Source organism: bacterium (assembly GCA_030019025.1).
In the GTDB taxonomy this organism is placed as follows: Bacteria; Hydrothermota; Hydrothermia; order UBA1063; family UBA1063; genus UBA1063.
On sequence record JASEFR010000011.1, the window covers coordinates 37,771 to 54,270 of the forward strand.

Genomic DNA, 16,500 nt, shown 5'->3' on the forward strand with positions numbered 1-16,500 from the left:
AGGAGTTATGCTAAAAATTTTCATTTTAACACTGCTATTTGAGGTAAGAATTGACACCGTTACCGTAAAAACTCCAAAGGGAGAGGCGCCCGTAAGAATCTCTCCGGAAAAGGCAGAGATCCTTAAGATACCTCATGTAGAACAAGAGCTTATTTTGAGATTAATAAAAGAAGACCTCCGAATCCTTCAGAAAAACTACATTACGAGGATACCCGGGGAATTGGCGAGACAACAGGCTACTGCACTCATTTTTGAGTTAGAAGATCTTGTAAATGTCCTTTACCTTTACACAATGGAATTCCAGCAAGAATTGGCAATACCTGAACCCATGGATGAAAATCGTTTTCAAAAACTTTTAGAACAAATTGGTAGAGAATGGAACACGCAAAACCGTCTTGCCATCCTTGAGATAGCTGCTAAAAACAATTACTTTACTACGGAACAGATTGTTCGTATCATGAAAATCTTTTTCCGCGATGATGATAGAATAGAAGTCGTAAAAATTACTATGCAGAAGATTATTGACCAGGAGAACCTCCACTTGCTTCTGAATGAGTTAACCTTTTCCAGCTCCAAGGAAGAGCTGAGAAAAATTCTGCAAAATTAGAAACTAAATTTCAAACCGAGCTTATGTCGTAAGGTCTGAGCTTTTTTCTAAAATTCTGTCTTTGAGCTAAAATTAAAATCCTTAACTAAGAGTGCTGGCATGTACATAGCAATACTTGCCTCTTCACCTACTACCCTCTTCCCCTTACCTATGTCAATGAGGTTCGCTAAAACTCGTGCTGGAGATTCGTTGAACCTGAAATTTTTCACTGGGTACTTTATTTCTCCATTTTCAATGTAGAAAAGACCATCCCTTGTCATACCTGTTATAGTTATGCTTTTTCTATCAACAAATCGGATGTACCAGAACCTCGTAACCAACAACCCTTTTTCCACCTGTTTGATAAGATCGCCAACGGACTTTTGCGTATCCTCAAAGATCACTGCAAAAGGTCGACCGGTAGGCTTTTTATTCTGCTTCATCGCCCAATAGCGGTCGTAGTAAAGATTTTCAAGAACTCCATGTTTAATCCAATCAACTCTTCTTAATAGAAGTCCATCTCCATCAAAGGGTATAGAGGGATTTAAAGGAGACATAGGGTCAGAGTACATATTTACCCTTTCATCAAAGATCTTCTGGCCAAGTTTGCCTGAGAAATAAGTGATTCCCTCATCCGCTCCCCTTGCATCCATTGTCCAAAGCATGAAAGCGAGAAAATCTGCAACAGCAAGAGGTTCCAGCACCACATCATACTGGCCAGGCTCCAGGTCCCTTGGGTTCTGTCCCATTAGTGCTTTTTCTCTGGCAGTATGGTAAATTTCCTTAGGCATAAGATTTCTCACGTCCTCCGCCTGATCCCTCGCATAACCTGAAGAAGACTCTGTTTGAACCGTATTTGAAAAACTGGCCATTGTGGTTTCATAGTAAGCCTCAAGGCCATTGGAATTAAAAACCCCGTACTGGTAGAGGCCATTGGTAAAAAGACCTGCAACTTTAAGGTTTTTCTTTTTTGCGTCCTCAAAAATTTCCTTTAAAACTTCAGCCTTCTTATGTGGCGGAAGTTCCTCCGTTTCTCTGAAAGCCCGAGAAATAACCGGTATATCTTGTTTTTCCACAGGTGGGACATATTCGGGGTCTTCCACACTGCTCTTTGCAATATCCATTGCCCTTGAGAGCAGTTCACCGATTTTAAGATCTTCCGAGAGTGTCACCTGAACAGCCCCTGTTTTCTTTCCCGAATGAACCTTTATAGTCAAGTAGGTGATGTCCTTTGCCATATTCTGAGTAATCCTCGATTCTCCGAAGCGGGTGTTATCTTCCTTCACTCTGTAAAGGAAAATCTCGGTATGATCCGCCTTTGAGCTATCAATAATCTTTTTTGCCACATTTTTAAATTTTTCCATCATCTTCTACCCCTCCCAACTTTTATATTTCTAAACCTGGCATAAGGTGCCCCATTGGTCATCTGGGCAATTTGAGTTGGTTCACCCTTACCACAGGTCACAAACCCCCTCGGCTCCCAGAACCTTTCGTCGGTAACACCATCCATAGAATTCCAGAACTGAGGCGTAATAGATTGATAAATAACATTTTTCAATACCCTGCCTTTTTTACCGTCCTTAATTTCATAAAACATGTCACCACCAAATTGGAAGTTAAGCCTCATCTGGTCAATGGAAAAACTCCCTCTTCCTTCAATGTAAATTCCCCTTTTAACGCCTGCAATCAAGTCTTCCGGAGTTACAGGCTCATTGCCCGGCATCAAGGAGAGATTAGGGATTCTGTTTATTGGGAAGGAGGCAAAGCTGTCAGCCCTCGCCGAACCCCTTGATCTTGGAAAGCCAAGGATTGAAGCCACCTCTCTTGTAGAGCTGTAATCTACAAGGATTCCCTCTTTAATAATGTACCACTTTTGACATTCCACACCTTCATCGTCGTAGCCAGTTGTGGCAAGACCGCCAGGTAAAATATTATCTGCTACAAAATTCACAAGAGGCGAACCGTACTTGAAGTTACCCAGTTTTTCAGGTGTAGCAAAACTTCTGCCCGCATAGTTGGCTTCATAACCAAGAACTCTGTCCAGCTCCGTTGGATGTCCGACTGATTCGTGAATGGTTAAAGAAAGGTGTGCAGGGTCCAGCACAAGATCCATAATTCCCTCGTCAGGCTCATCGGCGTAAAGTTTCATAACCGCTTCATTTGCAATTCTTTCTGCATTTTCAAGGAGACCAAGGTTTTTAATATGCTCATATCCCTTATTCAGTGGATAATCCTGAAAACTGCGAGATTGAGAATCATTGTTGCCGACCGCAAAGGCGGTATATCCCGCATTTGATGTAAAGATTATCGTTTCGATTAAAGAACCCTCTGTAGAGGCAAACACCTGATCTCTTCGCCGTAGCTCCATATGAGAAAAGGTTTTAACGATACCTTTAACCTTCAGCATTGTGTCATTTACCCTGTAAAGTAGGTCTATCTGCTCCTCTATTGGCACCGAAAATGGGTCTATTTCAATAGGAGTAATGTATCTGTCCACATGTACGGGTTCCGGTGCCAGCTTTACCCTGTAGTCTCCTCTCACCATACTGGATGCTTTTGCTATTTCGATCGCTCTTTTAAGAACAGTTTCAATCTCTTCCTTTGTGACCTTAGTAGAGGAAGCAAATCCCCAGGCTCCGTCGTAGAGTACTCTTATTCCAAATCCGAACTTCTCTTCATCAACAATTGCCTTAGGACTCAGATCCTGGAAGAAGAGATCCCGTATCCGGTATCGGCCGATTCTAATATCGGCGTACTCAATATTCTCCCTTTTTGCTACATCCTGAAAAAATTGCGCCAGCTCTTTCATAAACCCTCCTGCATAATATATATAGTTCACAATGCGAACAATCAAATTTTTGAGGGAATGTGTTCGAAATACGAACGGATGGTTTTATCATATTGCAAGATGAAAAGGAGACTTGGCATAAGAATTCCCAACACCTTTAGGTCGCTTAAATACTATAACTTCCGCCTCTACTTCATTGGCCAATCCATTTCCCTTATTGGTACATGGATGCAAAGAGTAACGGTACCGTGGGTTGTTTATAGATTAACAGGCTCTTCTTTACTTTTGGGAGTTACCGGTTTTGCCAGCCAGCTTCCTACCTTTATCCTTGCGCCTTTCGCAGGTACTATAGTAGATAGGGTAAATCGGTATAAGTTGCTTTTTGTTACCCAAACCATTGCTATGGCTCAAGCCCTTGCTCTATACTTCTTTTATGTGACAGGCCATGTAAACGTTCAACTTATCATATTTTTAAATACAATTCTCGGGACAGTGAACGCCTTTGACATGCCTGCAAGACAATCCCTATTTATCCACCTCGTGGAAGGGAAGGAAGACCTTAATAACGCCATTGCCTTGAATTCATCAATGGTAAACCTGGCCAGGCTTATTGGACCTTCCATCGCTGGAATTATTATTACAACAAGGGGAGAAGCCGCTTGCTTCCTCATTAACGCTATTAGCTATCTTTTCGTGATAGGAAGCCTGGCAATGATGAGGCTGAACTTGCCCGAACCTGCCAAGTTACCCCACCAAATATTAAAAGACTTGAAGGAAGGAGTAGCTTACATTAAAAGTCACAGTGTCATTTTTCATGTAATTACACTCCTTGCAATTGTTAGCCTTATTGGAATGCCCTATACCATCTTATTGCCTGTCTATTCCAAAGAAGTTTTAAAAGGAGGGGCACACACATACGGTTTTCTGATGGGCAGTATAGGTATAGGTGCATTAGTCGGGGCTCTGGCAATGGCATCAAGGAAAAATATCAAAGGAATAGGTAAAACTCTACCATACGCATGCTTTATCTTCGGAAGTGCATTGCTTTTTCTTTCCCTGGTTAACAATTTTTACGTCGCTGCAGTCCTAATCGCAATAGCCGGTTTTGGAATGGTATCGGAAACAATAACCAGCAACACCTTGCTACAATTAACAACGGAAGAGAAGAAACGGGGAAGGGTCATGAGTTTTTATACCTTTTCCTTTACGGGCATGGCACCCTTCGGAAGTCTATTAGCGGGCTGGTTATCACAAAATTTAGGTGTCCGAAAAGCATTTTTAATAAGTGGTCTTGTGCTAATAGTCGGTGGACTTCACTTTCACAGCAAAATGAAAAGCTTCAAGGAGAAGGAGTATTTTTGAAGCTCATCAGCATCCTTGAAATAGCGAGAAAAAATCAGTTGGTTTTACTTTCTCTATTTTGCTTTGTGAAGGCCAAATTACTTGTTGTCTTAACATTGCCTGCCTCATCAAGGTAAAACTCACCTCCATAAGGATCTTCCGGAATGGACTTTAAAAAACCGGTCTTAACAAGTTCCTGAATATTTTCAGGGTTTCTTCCTATCTTTTCTCTGAAAGCTTCTACTGCCTTTTCGATAGTATAAATTCCTTCTAAAGCTTTTAGCCGGATCTCAAGACTCTTCCTCCAGCCTTCATCCTTAGTGTTTTCCAGCATGTTCTTCACAATCCTAATAGCAATTTCTGTCCTTCCTGAAGCGTAGAGCAATTTTGCAGCAAGGTGTGCATAAAAAGGTCTTCCTGACAATTCACTAGCTTTAAGAAGATAGTGTGCGCCCTTTTCGTAATCTTTGAGAAAATAAAAGTAATTGAAACCAAGGTAAAGGTGAAAAATCCACCTTTTAGGGTAATAACTAATACCCTTTTTCAAAAATCTATTTGCAGTTTCAACATCTCCGAAATCCCAGCTGAGATAACCGTTGGCAATGTAATAGATATCGTAGTAATAAGGGCATAGTCTCGTAACCACCTCCGCCGTCCTCACGATGGGCTCTTTCGCAAAAGGGGGTGGAGTTAAGTATTTTTCAGATAGTTTCCCAAGATAAACCCTGAGTGAAAGGGTATAGTAAAAGGCTTTAAGAAAACTGAATTCAAAAGCAGACCACTTTTCAAAGCCGGGCTTCGCAAAAAGCCTGAAACTTTCGGATTCTCCCCTTTTAAAATGATATTTAACTTTTGTTTCAAATACAAAGTTTGTAAGGGCCAGAAAACCCAGAAGGGCCAGAAAACTGAAAACCCAGGTTTTCCTCTTCATACCAAACTAAAGAATCTCTTTTCGCTCAAAAAGAACCACCGCAAGGCCAAGAATTATAAGTCCATATAAGATTCCATAGCCAATTGATAAAAGCAGGAAAACAGGGTTTATTCCAACATTGTATATGAAGTTTGTTTTAACATCAAAGAGGGAGAGATTGGGAAAGAGATACTTTGCAACATTAATAACAACTTTAGAAAAGACGGGCATTTGCATTCCCATTCGAGTTCTCAAAAATTCGGCAACCTCGTCTATCGTATGACCTGTTATGTAAATCCCAACTACACCAAACATCGAGACTATAGCCCTGGAAGTCAGGGAGATAAAAAAAAGAGCAAAGGACACAAGGATCTGGATTTCAACAAGGAGAAAGACGCCATATAGGAAATAGTAACCTACATAAAAAGGTGCATCTGGCCTCAATCTGGAAAAGTAATAGATAAAAGGAAATAGCAAAACCAAAACCAGATAAACCAAAAATCCTGAAAAAGCCAAAAAGCCGAAATATCTTCCTATAACGTAATCCCTCCTCTTTATGGGAAGAGAAATCACATATTGGAGGGTTTTCCTCTCAAGATCGGTCTGTATAAGCCCAAGAATTAAAAAGAGCATAAGCACCAGAACGACGAAATTGGCAAAGGAAAGGGCAAATCCCGTAAGTATTCTCGGAACTTCAAACATTGTAAAACTGTAAAGAACCGGCATTCCGAGCATTGCAAGCAGAAGTAAAACAAGGATTATGTGAAAACTCCTTTCTCTAAGAGCCTGTTTAAAGGTTATCCTTGCAATTTCAAGAGTTCTTTTCATATTCCTCTAATGTCTTTATAAATTCCTTTTCAAGGCTTTCAACTTCCTTTGTTTCAACAAATTTCAAAATTCTCCCCCGGTGAATAATGCAAACCCTGTCGCAGATCTTTTCAATATCCTCCAGAATGTGAGAGGTAAAGAAAATGGTGGCCCCATCTGCTAGCGCCTCAGCTATCAAATCCCTTGCCATTTTTCTTCCCAGTGGATCAAGCCCATTTAAAGGCTCATCAAGAATTATAAGTTCAGGATTCCCGATAAAGGCCTGGGCAAGGCCAAGCCTCTGAACCATACCGCGGGAATACTTTTTTATGAGTTTCCCTCCTTCCTTTTCAAGACCTACCTTAAAAAGCCACTTTTCTACTTCTTCTTTCAAGCTCTTTCCTGTTAAACCCCTCAGTCTTCCGCCCCACTCAAGGAGTTCAAAACCTTTCAAATTTTCATAAAAGTTAGGATTCTCAGGCAAGTAAGACAACCTTCTTTTCACATCCTCTTCAAAGGGAAATTTACCGAAGACTTTAACCACTCCGCTATCGGGAAAGATAAGACCGAGGATAATCTTTATAGTAGTACTTTTTCCCGCACCATTTAATCCGATAAGGCCAAAAGACTTGTTTCTTTCAACCTCAAAGGTAATACCATCAAGTGTCCTGAAGGGCTTTTCAAATAGCTCCCCCTTATAGGTCTTGCAGACATTATTAAGTTCAATTACATTGTCTTGCATATTAGCTACAAGGCTCGCAAATGCGTTCCTGCGAGTTTATCATAACACCCTCATCTTTAAGTGCAACATAAACTCTTGCGCTCTTAAGATTCATAGGGGACTCCATAAAAGACCTTTAGTTCTAAAACCAATTTCACATGCCAACATCATATTCTAAGTTATAGGATAATGCCGATGGCATGCATAGACAAGCCCGAGAAAATTTGAAGAAGAAAATGTCCGTGCTGTGATCAACGTTGGGAAACCTGTACGATCACGTTCCAGAAACAAAAATTTTTGGTGAATTGAAAACTCAGACTGTTGCACGTAATGCCGAAATTAAAGTATTTATAAAATTTCTACAAAAATTTTGGGGCCCCGAGAGGGGCCCCAAAATGACTTAGCTTTTGCAATTTTACTGAAGCGTCCAGTTACCTACACCTGTGAAATCGTCCTGTTGTGGAACAGATGTAGGTGGCGTAATATCGCCAGGGAAATCCACCCCTATGAATGCTCTATCTCTCCAGTAAAAGATACCCTGTACATCGGAATCCGCACCAAAGCCCGTATCACCCTGTGTATGGTGAGTAGCCATTGTATAAGAGGCATTTGTAGCATCAGTAAGAGCCTGGAAGAAAACCGAGGTGGACAAGTTGAAAGTATCAACTGCATTCGTGGGGCCACCTGTCCAAGCAACGGCAATTAGTCCAGAATCCGGACCTACAGCATCAGGGTAATGTTGCCAATCTGCAAAAAATGCTTCATATGTCGTTCTTACATTTCTTAGATCGCTTTCTGCTGCACCGTTGTATGCCCTTATTCTGTATCTTGCAAACTGCGGTATGGCTATTGCGGCCAGGATCGCAATGATTGCGATCACTATGAGTAGCTCTATTAGTGTGAAGCCTTTACGCCTCATGTTTATACCTCCTGTTTAAGGTTTTGTGTTAATAAAATATCTGCAAACCTTGTGCCAAAATATAAACCTTTTATTTTCAGGCCGTTTTGGAGGTTTGCTATTTGCATTTTGCAAATCTTTTTGCAAAATGCAACTATTTTTTTTCATGTCCTATCTCCTTTAACTTTCTGTAAAGAGTTGAAAGATCAATGCCGAGGACCTTTGAAGCCTCCCTTTTATTATATCCTGTCGACTTGAGGACATTCAAAATGTGCTCTCTCTCAACCTCTTTCAAACTCTTGAGTCTTCTTTCTTCAAATGTCGTTTTAATAAGCAGGCTTCGAACTTCTCCTGTCTTTATAACTCTGCCCTCATCAGAGGTGATAACAAGCTGTTCAACGAAATGTTCCAATTCTCTCACATTACCAGGCCAATCGTAAGATTCGAGAATCTCAACTATGCCACTTTCTATTCCTACTTTTTTACCGTACTTTTTCGAGTATCTGTTCAAAAAGTAATTAAACAAAAGCCCTATATCTTCTTTCCTCTCCCTAAGAGGGGGAATATAAATGCTCGTAACATTAAGCCTGTAGTATAGGTCCTCCCGGAACTTGCCTTCCTTAACAAGCTCCGGCAAATTTCGGTTTGTTGCAGCAATTATCCTGACATCAATCTTTTCTTCCCTCGTGCCACCTAAAGGAGTTATTACCTTGAAATCAAGCACCCGGAGGAGTTTTGCCTGCAACCGGGGTGATGCTTCAGAAATCTCATCAAGAAATAAAGTACCCCCCTCTGCCACCTTAAAAAGACCGTCTTTATCCGAAAACGCTCCGGTAAAGGCACCTTTCTTGTAACCGAAAAGTTCGCTTTCCACCAGTTCCTCGGGCATAGCTGCCATGTTCAAGGCTATAAAGGGTCTATCCTTTCTCGGTGAGTTGTAGTGAATAGCTCTCGCTACCAGTTCTTTTCCCGTACCCGTCTCTCCGTATATTAGGCAGGTGGTATCGTATGGTGCAATCTGTTTTATTTTATCAAGAACTTCCAGCAAAGATTTTGATCTACCCACTATTTCATACTCTTTTAAAAACTTAAGCTCTTTTTTAAGGCGAAGGTTTTCCTCTTTAACAGCCAAGTACTTCTCAGCCCTTGCAAGGGCTGCTTCAAGGTCTTGTAATCTGAAAGGCTTCAGCAGAAAGTCGTCTGCCCTCCTTCTGATTGCTTCAATGGCAGAATCGAGAGTTCCGTAGGCAGTTATCAAAATTACGTAGATATCAGGATTCAACCTTTTAAGTTCACTTAAAAGATCCATCCCCGCCATTTCTGGCATTTTTAGATCCAGAATGGCAAGATGAGGATTAATTCTTTCCGCTTCACTTAGCGCGGATACCGGATTTTCGAAGGCAAAGACTTCATATCCCGATGCAGTGAGATACTTTTCAATGCTTACAAGGATACCTTTGTCATCATCCACAACTAATACTTTTTTCATGATAATTTGAATTCAAGAATAACATCCGTCCCTTTTCCAGGAACGGAATAAATTAACAGATTACCACCGTGGGCCTTCATGATTCTCTCACAAATAGCAAGTCCAAAACCGGTTCCACCTTTCTTTGTGGTAAAAAAAAGTTCTTTCGACCTTTTAAGGACATCACTATCCATACCTTTTCCATAATCTCTGACAATGACTGCTGGATTTTTCGCCAGATAAATCGACCCATCGATAAGTTTTATCTGCTCCCCAGGCTTGAGAAATAAAGTATCAATATATTCCTTGGTATCTGCTTCTATACTATTGCGGAAGAGATTAATAAAAAGCTCCTCTAATTTTGTCTCGTCAGCTGGTATCATAAAATCAGGAGGAATGCTGTTCCTGAGTTTATAATTCCCTTGATACAACGAGACTACGTTTTTAAAGGCTCTTGCAACGACATCAGCAATCTTTACCTCGGCGATCCTCAGCTCTGGAATTTTTGCATATTGCAAAAAGCGGTTAACAACCTCCGATAGCCTTTCTGCATCGTACATCACGCTCCTTAAAAGTTGTTCGTCAGGATTGACCTTTTTTGACAAAATGAGTTCCATTGCCATATTTATAGCCTGTACGGGATTCCTTATTTCATGGGCAAGATTTGCCGAAAGTTCACCGAGAAAAGCAAGCCTCTCCAGCTCCCTTCTTTCATTTTCAAGTTTCTTCACCTCAGTCAGATCCTGAAAAACAACGATTCTTGTCCCATCTTTGAGGATTTTTAGGGAATAACCAAGAACTTTTCCTCCTATTTCAAGCTCACTTCTTAAAGTAGCCTTTTCCTCCAGGACCAACCCGAGGAACTGTGAAAGTTCAGAATCACTCAAGATCTCCCTTGCACTCTTGTTAGCAAAAATTATCTCGCCTGCTGGAGAAATCGTCAAAATCCCACTTGGCACAATACTCAGTATCTCCTCGCTGGAAAGTCTGTACTTAATAAAGTCCTTCTCCTGACGCTTCAACAGATTGCTGAAGTAGAGAGTTACTCCCGTCAATGAAGCAAAAATGAAGATATAGACAAGAAAATAGGTAAGTTTTTTAGTAAAAGGAGAAGGGGCTATAGAAAGATGCTCACCGGGCATATTATAATGAAAGCGGGTCAAAAAGTATAGAAAAAGTAAGGCTATTAAGGATTGAACAATCCCCCCTTTTAACCCCTGAAAATATACCACAAATACAATGGGTAACGCGAAAAGAAAAGTTATCCTGGAATCAATTCCCCCTGTGGCAATAGACATGACTGCGACCACAATGTCAAAAAGGACGAGAGAAATCCAGAAAGGCCATAAAGTGTTTTCAGGAAAGAGAAGGAATAAAATCAAGTTAGCAAGGATCGTTAGGAATGAAATACCAATGAAAAGTTCAGTTAAAGAATCTGCGCCAATTCCTTTTAAATAAATTAAAGCTACTAACGTTATGAAGAGTACTACAAAAGAATTTACGCTTAAAAAATACCTTAGCTCTCGCCTTCCAAGCAAGTTATTTTATCGTTCCTGCAAGGCCAAAAATAGGCAAGTACATTGCAATTAACATTCCGCCAACAAAAACACCAATAATCACAATCATTATAGGTTCAATTGTTGATGCAAGTGTAGAAACTGCTGTATCCACCTCATCGTCATAAAAATCAGCAATTTTAGAAAGCATATCACCAAGTCTTCCACTTTCTTCCCCAACGGAAATCAAATGCACCACAAGAGGTGGAAAGATCCCTGTTTCCTGAATGGGTTTGGTGATGGTTTCACCCGCTGAAATTTTCTGAGCTACCTTATCCATTGCCTTTTCAAGAACCTTGTTACCCGAGGCTTTACCCGTAATTTTCAAGCTCTGTAAAATTTCAACACCACTGGATATTAAGATGGATAACGTCCTTGCAAAGCGAGCTATTGCGACCTTTTTAATTAACGGGCCAAAGATCATAACCCGCATAGTGAAGTTATCCCAAAGGAACTTACCTTTTTCGGTTTTGATAAAGCGTCTGAGGGCCAATATGGCAACAATAAGTGCACCGGCTATGATAAAGAAATATCTCTGCAAGAATTTACTTATCCCAATTACAAAGAGAGTAGGTCCTGGTAGTTTTGCACCAACTTCTTCGTACATTTTGGCAAAGGAAGGAATTACAAAAAGGAGCATAGCCGTTGAAACTACAATTAAAACTAAGAAGACCACAGCAGGGTAAGCCATGGCGGACACGACCTTTCTTTTTATTGAATCCATCTTTTCATAGAACGTGGCTGCCTGTTTTAGGGTATTTACAAGCTGTCCGGATTGTTCACCAACAGTCACCATCTGGACTATTAAATCCGGGAAAATACTCGGGTGCTCTTTCATAGCATCGCCGAGACTCTTACCACCTTCAACATCCCGCTTTATTTTAAGAATTGCGTCTTTCAATTTTCTTTTTTCGGTCTGCTCACCAAGAATTTCAAGGGCACGTGTTAAAGAAACCCCAGATTCAATCATGACTGCAAATTGCCTGCAGAAGATTGCAAGGTCCTTAAATCCTGGCTTCCCTCCAAAGGGTAGGCTGAATCCCTTCCGCTCTTCTTCCACCTTGACAACTATAAGACCTATATTTCTAAGCCTTGCCACCACCTCATCACTGGATTTGGCATTTACCACACCTGTTCTTATCCTTCCTTCTTTATCCTTTGCAGTGTAAATAAAACGTGCCATAAAATCCTCCTTTTATCTTCCAGATTTGGGTGCCATGCTGACCATTTTTTTCAACTCCTCGGGCCGAGGTGAAGCAAGCAACGCGGTTTGCAGGGTGATAAGTCCCTGCGTAAAGAGGCTTGCAAGAGACATGTTCATTGTCTGCATTCCAAAAGCCTGACTCGACTGCATAATACTATACATCTCATGAGTCCTTGATTCACGAATAAGGGTTTGAACGGCAGGAGTAGCAAGTAATACTTCCGAGGCCAGCACCATTCCTTTACCACCCGCCCGCGGCAGGAGCTTTTGAGAGATTACTCCTTCCAGAACGCTGGCAAGTTGCACCCTTACCTGATCCTGCTGATAAGGAGGGAAAACGTCAATGATACGGTTCACAGATTCAATTGCGGTACCTGTGTGCAAGGTTGCAAGAACCAGATGGCCCGTTTCAGCAGCAATTAAGGCGGATTGAATGGTTTCAAGGTCCCTCATCTCACCCACCATTATCACATCGGGGTCCTGCCTCAATACGTACTTCAAAGCAGTTGCAAAAGATTTAGTATCCTGTCCAACTTCTCTCTGAGCAATTACAGCTTTTTTATTCCTGTGAAGGTATTCAATTGGGTCCTCAAGAGTAATAATATGGCACGCCCTCATCTGATTTATTCTATCTATCATAGCAGCCAGAGTTGTGGACTTTCCACTACCCGTAGGGCCAGTAACCAGAATCAATCCCTTATCTTTTTCCACGAGGGAGTGTACTACCGGTGGCAACCCAAGGGATTCTATAGGGGGGATCTTGAAAGGAATCCTTCTTATCGCACAGGCGACAGTTCCCCTCTGGAAGAAAGCATTGCATCTAAATCTTGATAAGCCTTCGATGGAAATAGCGAAATCCAGCTCCAGCTCATTTTCCAACTTAGCTCTTTGGGACTCGGAAAGAAGACTGTACACGAGATTTTTCACATCTAATGGTGTGAGCACTTTGTATCCTGACGGAACAAGGGTTTTGTCAATCCTGAAATAGGGCTCTGCACCTGCGGAGAGATGTAAATCCGTTGCGTTTTTTCTTACCATTTCTTCCAAAAGTTCTTTAATTGTAACATCTGGCATAAATTATCCCTCCATAGTTACTCTAATAACTTCTTCAAGAGAAGTTAAGCCTCTCTGGAATTTGAGGAGGGCAGCTTCTCTCAGCGTCAACATGCCCTCCTCCCTTGCCTTTTCTCTAATTTCATGAATTGGGCGTTCCTCAAGAATCATTTCCCTGATTGTCGGAGTAATTAACATTACCTCATAAATACCTTCTCTTCCCTTATATCTTGAGCCCTTGCAAACATCACAGTTGCCTTCCCCTTCACCATATACAACTTTTCCTGCAAGGAAGCTCGGATCAAGGCCAACTAATTTAAGCTTCTCAGGCGTTGGTTGAACAGGTTTCTTACACTGGGGGCACAGTTTCCGAACAAGACGCTGAGCCATAACGAGAATCAAAGAATCAGCAATAAGATAAGGTGGAATCCCCATATCCACAAGACGGGCAATTGTACTGGGAGCGTCATTGGTGTGCAATGTTGAAAGCACCAGGTGACCTGTTAATGCTGCCTTAACTGCAATGGAAGCGGTTTCACTGTCACGAATCTCACCGACCATTATGATATCTGGGTCCTGACGCAGGAAAGATCTCAGGGCAGCAGCAAAAGTCAAACCGATTTCTTCTCTCACCTGAACCTGGTTTATTCCCTCAAACTCGAACTCTACAGGATCTTCAGCAGTCATAATGTTAACTTCCGGCCTATTCAAAATAGATAGCGCTGAATACAATGTCGTGGTCTTACCACTTCCTGTTGGCCCTGTCACCAAAATCATACCATAAGGTCTTGTAATAGCATACTCAAACTTTTTCAATGAATCAGGTTCAAATCCGAGTTTTTTAAGATCCAGAGTAAGACTACTTTTATCCAGAATTCTCAACACCACTTTCTCGCCATGCTTAACCGGAAGCGTAGAAACACGGAAATCAATAATCCTTCCCAGTTTATCTTTAATCTTTAGATGGCCATCCTGTGGTAATCTTCTTTCCTCAATTTTTAGATTGGACATGATCTTTACAACTGAAACAATGCCCCGGGCATACCTATATGGTGGGGGTTCTATTTCTCTTAGTGTTCCATCAATCCTAAATCTTATCCTCAATTTTTTCTCAAAAGGTTCAATGTGAATATCGCTGGCCTTTCTCTCTATAGCTTCCCTCAATAGAGTCAACACATAGCGCTGAACAGTAGAATCCTTTGCAGCTGCAGCGGCATCCGTAAGCTCCTCCTCTTCTTTTTCTTCTACTACTTCCAGCTCCTCAACCTGAGATTCTTCAGCAAGTTCTTTAGCAATCTCCGATACTTCGGATTTCTCTCCATAGGCTTTAATTATCAGATTCTGAATCTTTTCAGGGCTCATAAGTAAAGGTTCAATACTAAAATTAGTCAAAAATCTCAAATTATCAAGAACTTCCCATTTTGTGGGATCAGCCATTGCAACAAACAAAACTCTACCCTTTCTTCTTAAAGGAAATACTTCATTCTTCTCACAGAACTCCCTCGGAATCAATTGTACTAAAGTAGGATCAATAGGTTCATTTCCAAGTTCAGCAATCTGAACCTTAAACTCTCTGGCCAAAATCTTTAAAAGTTGCTCTTCTGTCATAAGTCCCATTTCCTGGATCACTTTATACGGGGACTTATTGGTCCTTTTTACCTCTTCCCTGATCTTCATCGCCGTTGCTTCGTCAACCAGCCTGTACTTTAATAGTACAGAAACTACCTTTCCAACATCCATTTTCCTCACCTCCCAAATTTCACTTCATAAACTATATAAATTTAATTCAAAAAGCAGTTACTGTCAAGAACAAGCTTTTTTTGATAAACATAGGCAAGCGTTTAAAATTTTTACATGATTTTACTTGGTATTTTTTTCTTTCTTATAGGACTTGCGGTTGGAAGCTTTCTCAACGTAATTATTTACAGATTACCTAAGGGAATCTCCATCATTAAGCCGCCCTCTCACTGTCCATCCTGCGGCACCAGGATAAAATTCTATGACAACATTCCATTAATCTCTTTCATAATTCTGAGAGGAAAATGCAGATACTGTGGATCAAAAATTTCGCCCATTTACCCGGTAGTTGAAGGTCTTACAGGTTTTGCCTTTTTGCTTGTCTATCTCAAATTCAATTTCAATATTTTTATAGCTATCAAGTTTATGATTTTCACTGCGCTCCTTATTACCATTTCTTTCATTGATTTAAAAGAAAAGGTTATCTTTGATAGCCTTACAATCCCCTGGATTGGGATCGGACTTATATCCACACTATTCCTTAAAGACATCCCTTTTTTAAACGTTTTTTTGACAGCGGTTATTTCAGGGTTCTTATTCTGGATTTTGCGAATTACCTTTTCCAAAATACTCAAAAGGGAAGCCATGGGAGAAGGAGACATACTTCTCATTATGTTAATAAGCTCCTTTACAGGGTTCAAAGGTGCATATTTTTCCATGCTTCTTGGTTCTATTTTTGCACTCCTCGCACACATTATTTTCCCTAACAAGATAAAAGACGAAATACCCTTTGGCCCTTTTCTTTCTCTCGGCGCATTTATTGGCATCTTTACACTATAAGAGGAGGAACTATGGAAGGTAGGGTTCTTGCATGTTGTATTGCCGATAAAAAAGGAATACCTAAAAAGGAAGTTCATGAATTAACACTAATAGAGAATTTTGGCGTAGAGGGTGACGCCCATGCAGGTGGTGAAAGGCAGGTAAGCCTTCTCGCCAAGGAGAGTGTTGAAAAATCAGGTTTGGAGGTGCCCCCAGGAGCTTTTGGCGAAAATATTCTCATCGAGGGCATAAATTTAACCAAGATCCAAATCGGAGATAAAATCGCGATTGATGAGGTAATTTTAGAAGTAACCCATAAAGGGAAAAAATGTCATACAAAATGTGCAATTTTTTACAAGACCGGAAAATGCATAATGCCAGTAGAAGGAATTTTCGCAAAAGTCTTAAAGGGTGGCAAAATTAAAAAGGGTGCCAAAGTAAAAATTGAGAAATAAAGCGAAATTCTTATTCAGGTTTATTCTATCATTGAGCATTTTTGCTTTTGCTATTGCTCAAATTTTTTACGCAATGAAAACGCAAGACGTATTGATTTTAGTCGTGGGGTTTGTCATCAGCTCAGTTTTTGCCCAATATTCGCTTTTAAATTTGACC

The 16,500-nt window shown here is 40.8% G+C and carries 15 protein-coding genes; 4 read left to right on the forward strand and 11 right to left on the reverse strand.

Translation table 11 applies throughout. The features are described from left to right. The first annotated feature begins 7 nt into the window (after positions 1-7). Complete coding sequence (locus QMD82_04180) at positions 8-607, forward strand: DUF4476 domain-containing protein (protein ID MDI6851117.1); 600 nt, start codon at positions 8-10, stop codon at positions 605-607. A gap of 47 nt (positions 608-654) precedes the next feature. Here the strand turns inward: QMD82_04180 and QMD82_04185 are convergent, their stop codons facing one another. After that, positions 655-1,953 carry a TldD/PmbA family protein gene (locus QMD82_04185; GenBank protein ID MDI6851118.1) on the reverse strand — a complete coding sequence of 433 codons (1,299 nt, stop codon included), beginning with the start codon at positions 1,951-1,953 and terminating at the stop codon, positions 655-657. Further along, on the reverse strand, positions 1,950-3,395 hold the full coding sequence (locus QMD82_04190) for a TldD/PmbA family protein (GenBank protein MDI6851119.1): 1,446 nt from the start codon (positions 3,393-3,395) through the stop codon (positions 1,950-1,952). The genes QMD82_04185 and QMD82_04190 overlap by 4 nt, the downstream gene beginning before the upstream one ends. 99 nt (positions 3,396-3,494) lie before the next feature. Here QMD82_04190 and QMD82_04195 point away from each other — a divergent pair, with 99 nt between their 5' ends. Beyond that, positions 3,495-4,736, forward strand: coding sequence for an MFS transporter (locus QMD82_04195; protein ID MDI6851120.1), 1,242 nt, complete (start codon positions 3,495-3,497; stop codon positions 4,734-4,736). A 34-nt stretch (positions 4,737-4,770) separates the two neighbouring features. Here QMD82_04195 and QMD82_04200 read toward each other — a convergent pair whose 3' ends face one another. The 9 genes from QMD82_04200 to pilB form a co-directional block, all read right to left on the reverse strand. Continuing rightward, entirely contained in the window at positions 4,771-5,646 is an 876-nt protein-coding gene (locus QMD82_04200; protein MDI6851121.1) for a hypothetical protein, read from the reverse strand. Between the two features lie 6 nt (positions 5,647-5,652). Beyond that, positions 5,653-6,453 carry a hypothetical protein gene (locus QMD82_04205; protein ID MDI6851122.1) on the reverse strand — a complete coding sequence of 267 codons (801 nt, stop codon included), beginning with the start codon at positions 6,451-6,453 and terminating at the stop codon, positions 5,653-5,655. After that, the gene (locus QMD82_04210; GenBank protein ID MDI6851123.1) at positions 6,437-7,174 is read right to left on the reverse strand and encodes an ABC transporter ATP-binding protein; all 738 of its coding nucleotides are present in this window, start codon (positions 7,172-7,174) and stop codon (positions 6,437-6,439) included. Before QMD82_04210 ends, QMD82_04205 begins: the two co-directional genes overlap by 17 nt. A gap of 394 nt (positions 7,175-7,568) precedes the next feature. After that, on the reverse strand, positions 7,569-8,072 hold the full coding sequence (locus QMD82_04215; protein MDI6851124.1) for a prepilin-type N-terminal cleavage/methylation domain-containing protein: 504 nt from the start codon (positions 8,070-8,072) through the stop codon (positions 7,569-7,571). Between the two features lie 133 nt (positions 8,073-8,205). Continuing rightward, complete coding sequence (locus QMD82_04220) at positions 8,206-9,540, reverse strand: sigma-54 dependent transcriptional regulator (GenBank protein ID MDI6851125.1); 1,335 nt, start codon at positions 9,538-9,540, stop codon at positions 8,206-8,208. After that, the gene (locus tag QMD82_04225; protein ID MDI6851126.1) at positions 9,537-11,057 is read right to left on the reverse strand and encodes an ATP-binding protein; all 1,521 of its coding nucleotides are present in this window, start codon (positions 11,055-11,057) and stop codon (positions 9,537-9,539) included. The genes QMD82_04220 and QMD82_04225 overlap by 4 nt, the downstream gene beginning before the upstream one ends. 1 nt (position 11,058) lies before the next feature. Next, on the reverse strand, positions 11,059-12,258 hold the full coding sequence (locus QMD82_04230) for a type II secretion system F family protein (GenBank protein ID MDI6851127.1): 1,200 nt from the start codon (positions 12,256-12,258) through the stop codon (positions 11,059-11,061). Positions 12,259-12,270: 12 nt separating this feature from the next. Continuing rightward, positions 12,271-13,353, reverse strand: a complete 1,083-nt coding sequence (locus tag QMD82_04235; GenBank protein ID MDI6851128.1) for a type IV pilus twitching motility protein PilT — start codon at positions 13,351-13,353, stop codon at positions 12,271-12,273. 3 nt (positions 13,354-13,356) lie between these two features. After that, entirely contained in the window at positions 13,357-15,072 is a 1,716-nt protein-coding gene (gene pilB / locus QMD82_04240) for a type IV-A pilus assembly ATPase PilB (protein MDI6851129.1), read from the reverse strand. A gap of 114 nt (positions 15,073-15,186) precedes the next feature. Here pilB and QMD82_04245 point away from each other — a divergent pair, with 114 nt between their 5' ends. Together QMD82_04245 and QMD82_04250 are read left to right on the forward strand one after the other, a co-directional pair. Beyond that, positions 15,187-15,909, forward strand: a complete 723-nt coding sequence (locus QMD82_04245) for a prepilin peptidase (protein MDI6851130.1) — start codon at positions 15,187-15,189, stop codon at positions 15,907-15,909. 11 nt (positions 15,910-15,920) lie between these two features. Then, positions 15,921-16,343 (forward strand): MOSC domain-containing protein, encoded by a 423-nt coding sequence (locus tag QMD82_04250; GenBank protein MDI6851131.1) that lies wholly within the window; start codon positions 15,921-15,923, stop codon positions 16,341-16,343. Positions 16,344-16,500 lie beyond the last annotated feature (157 nt).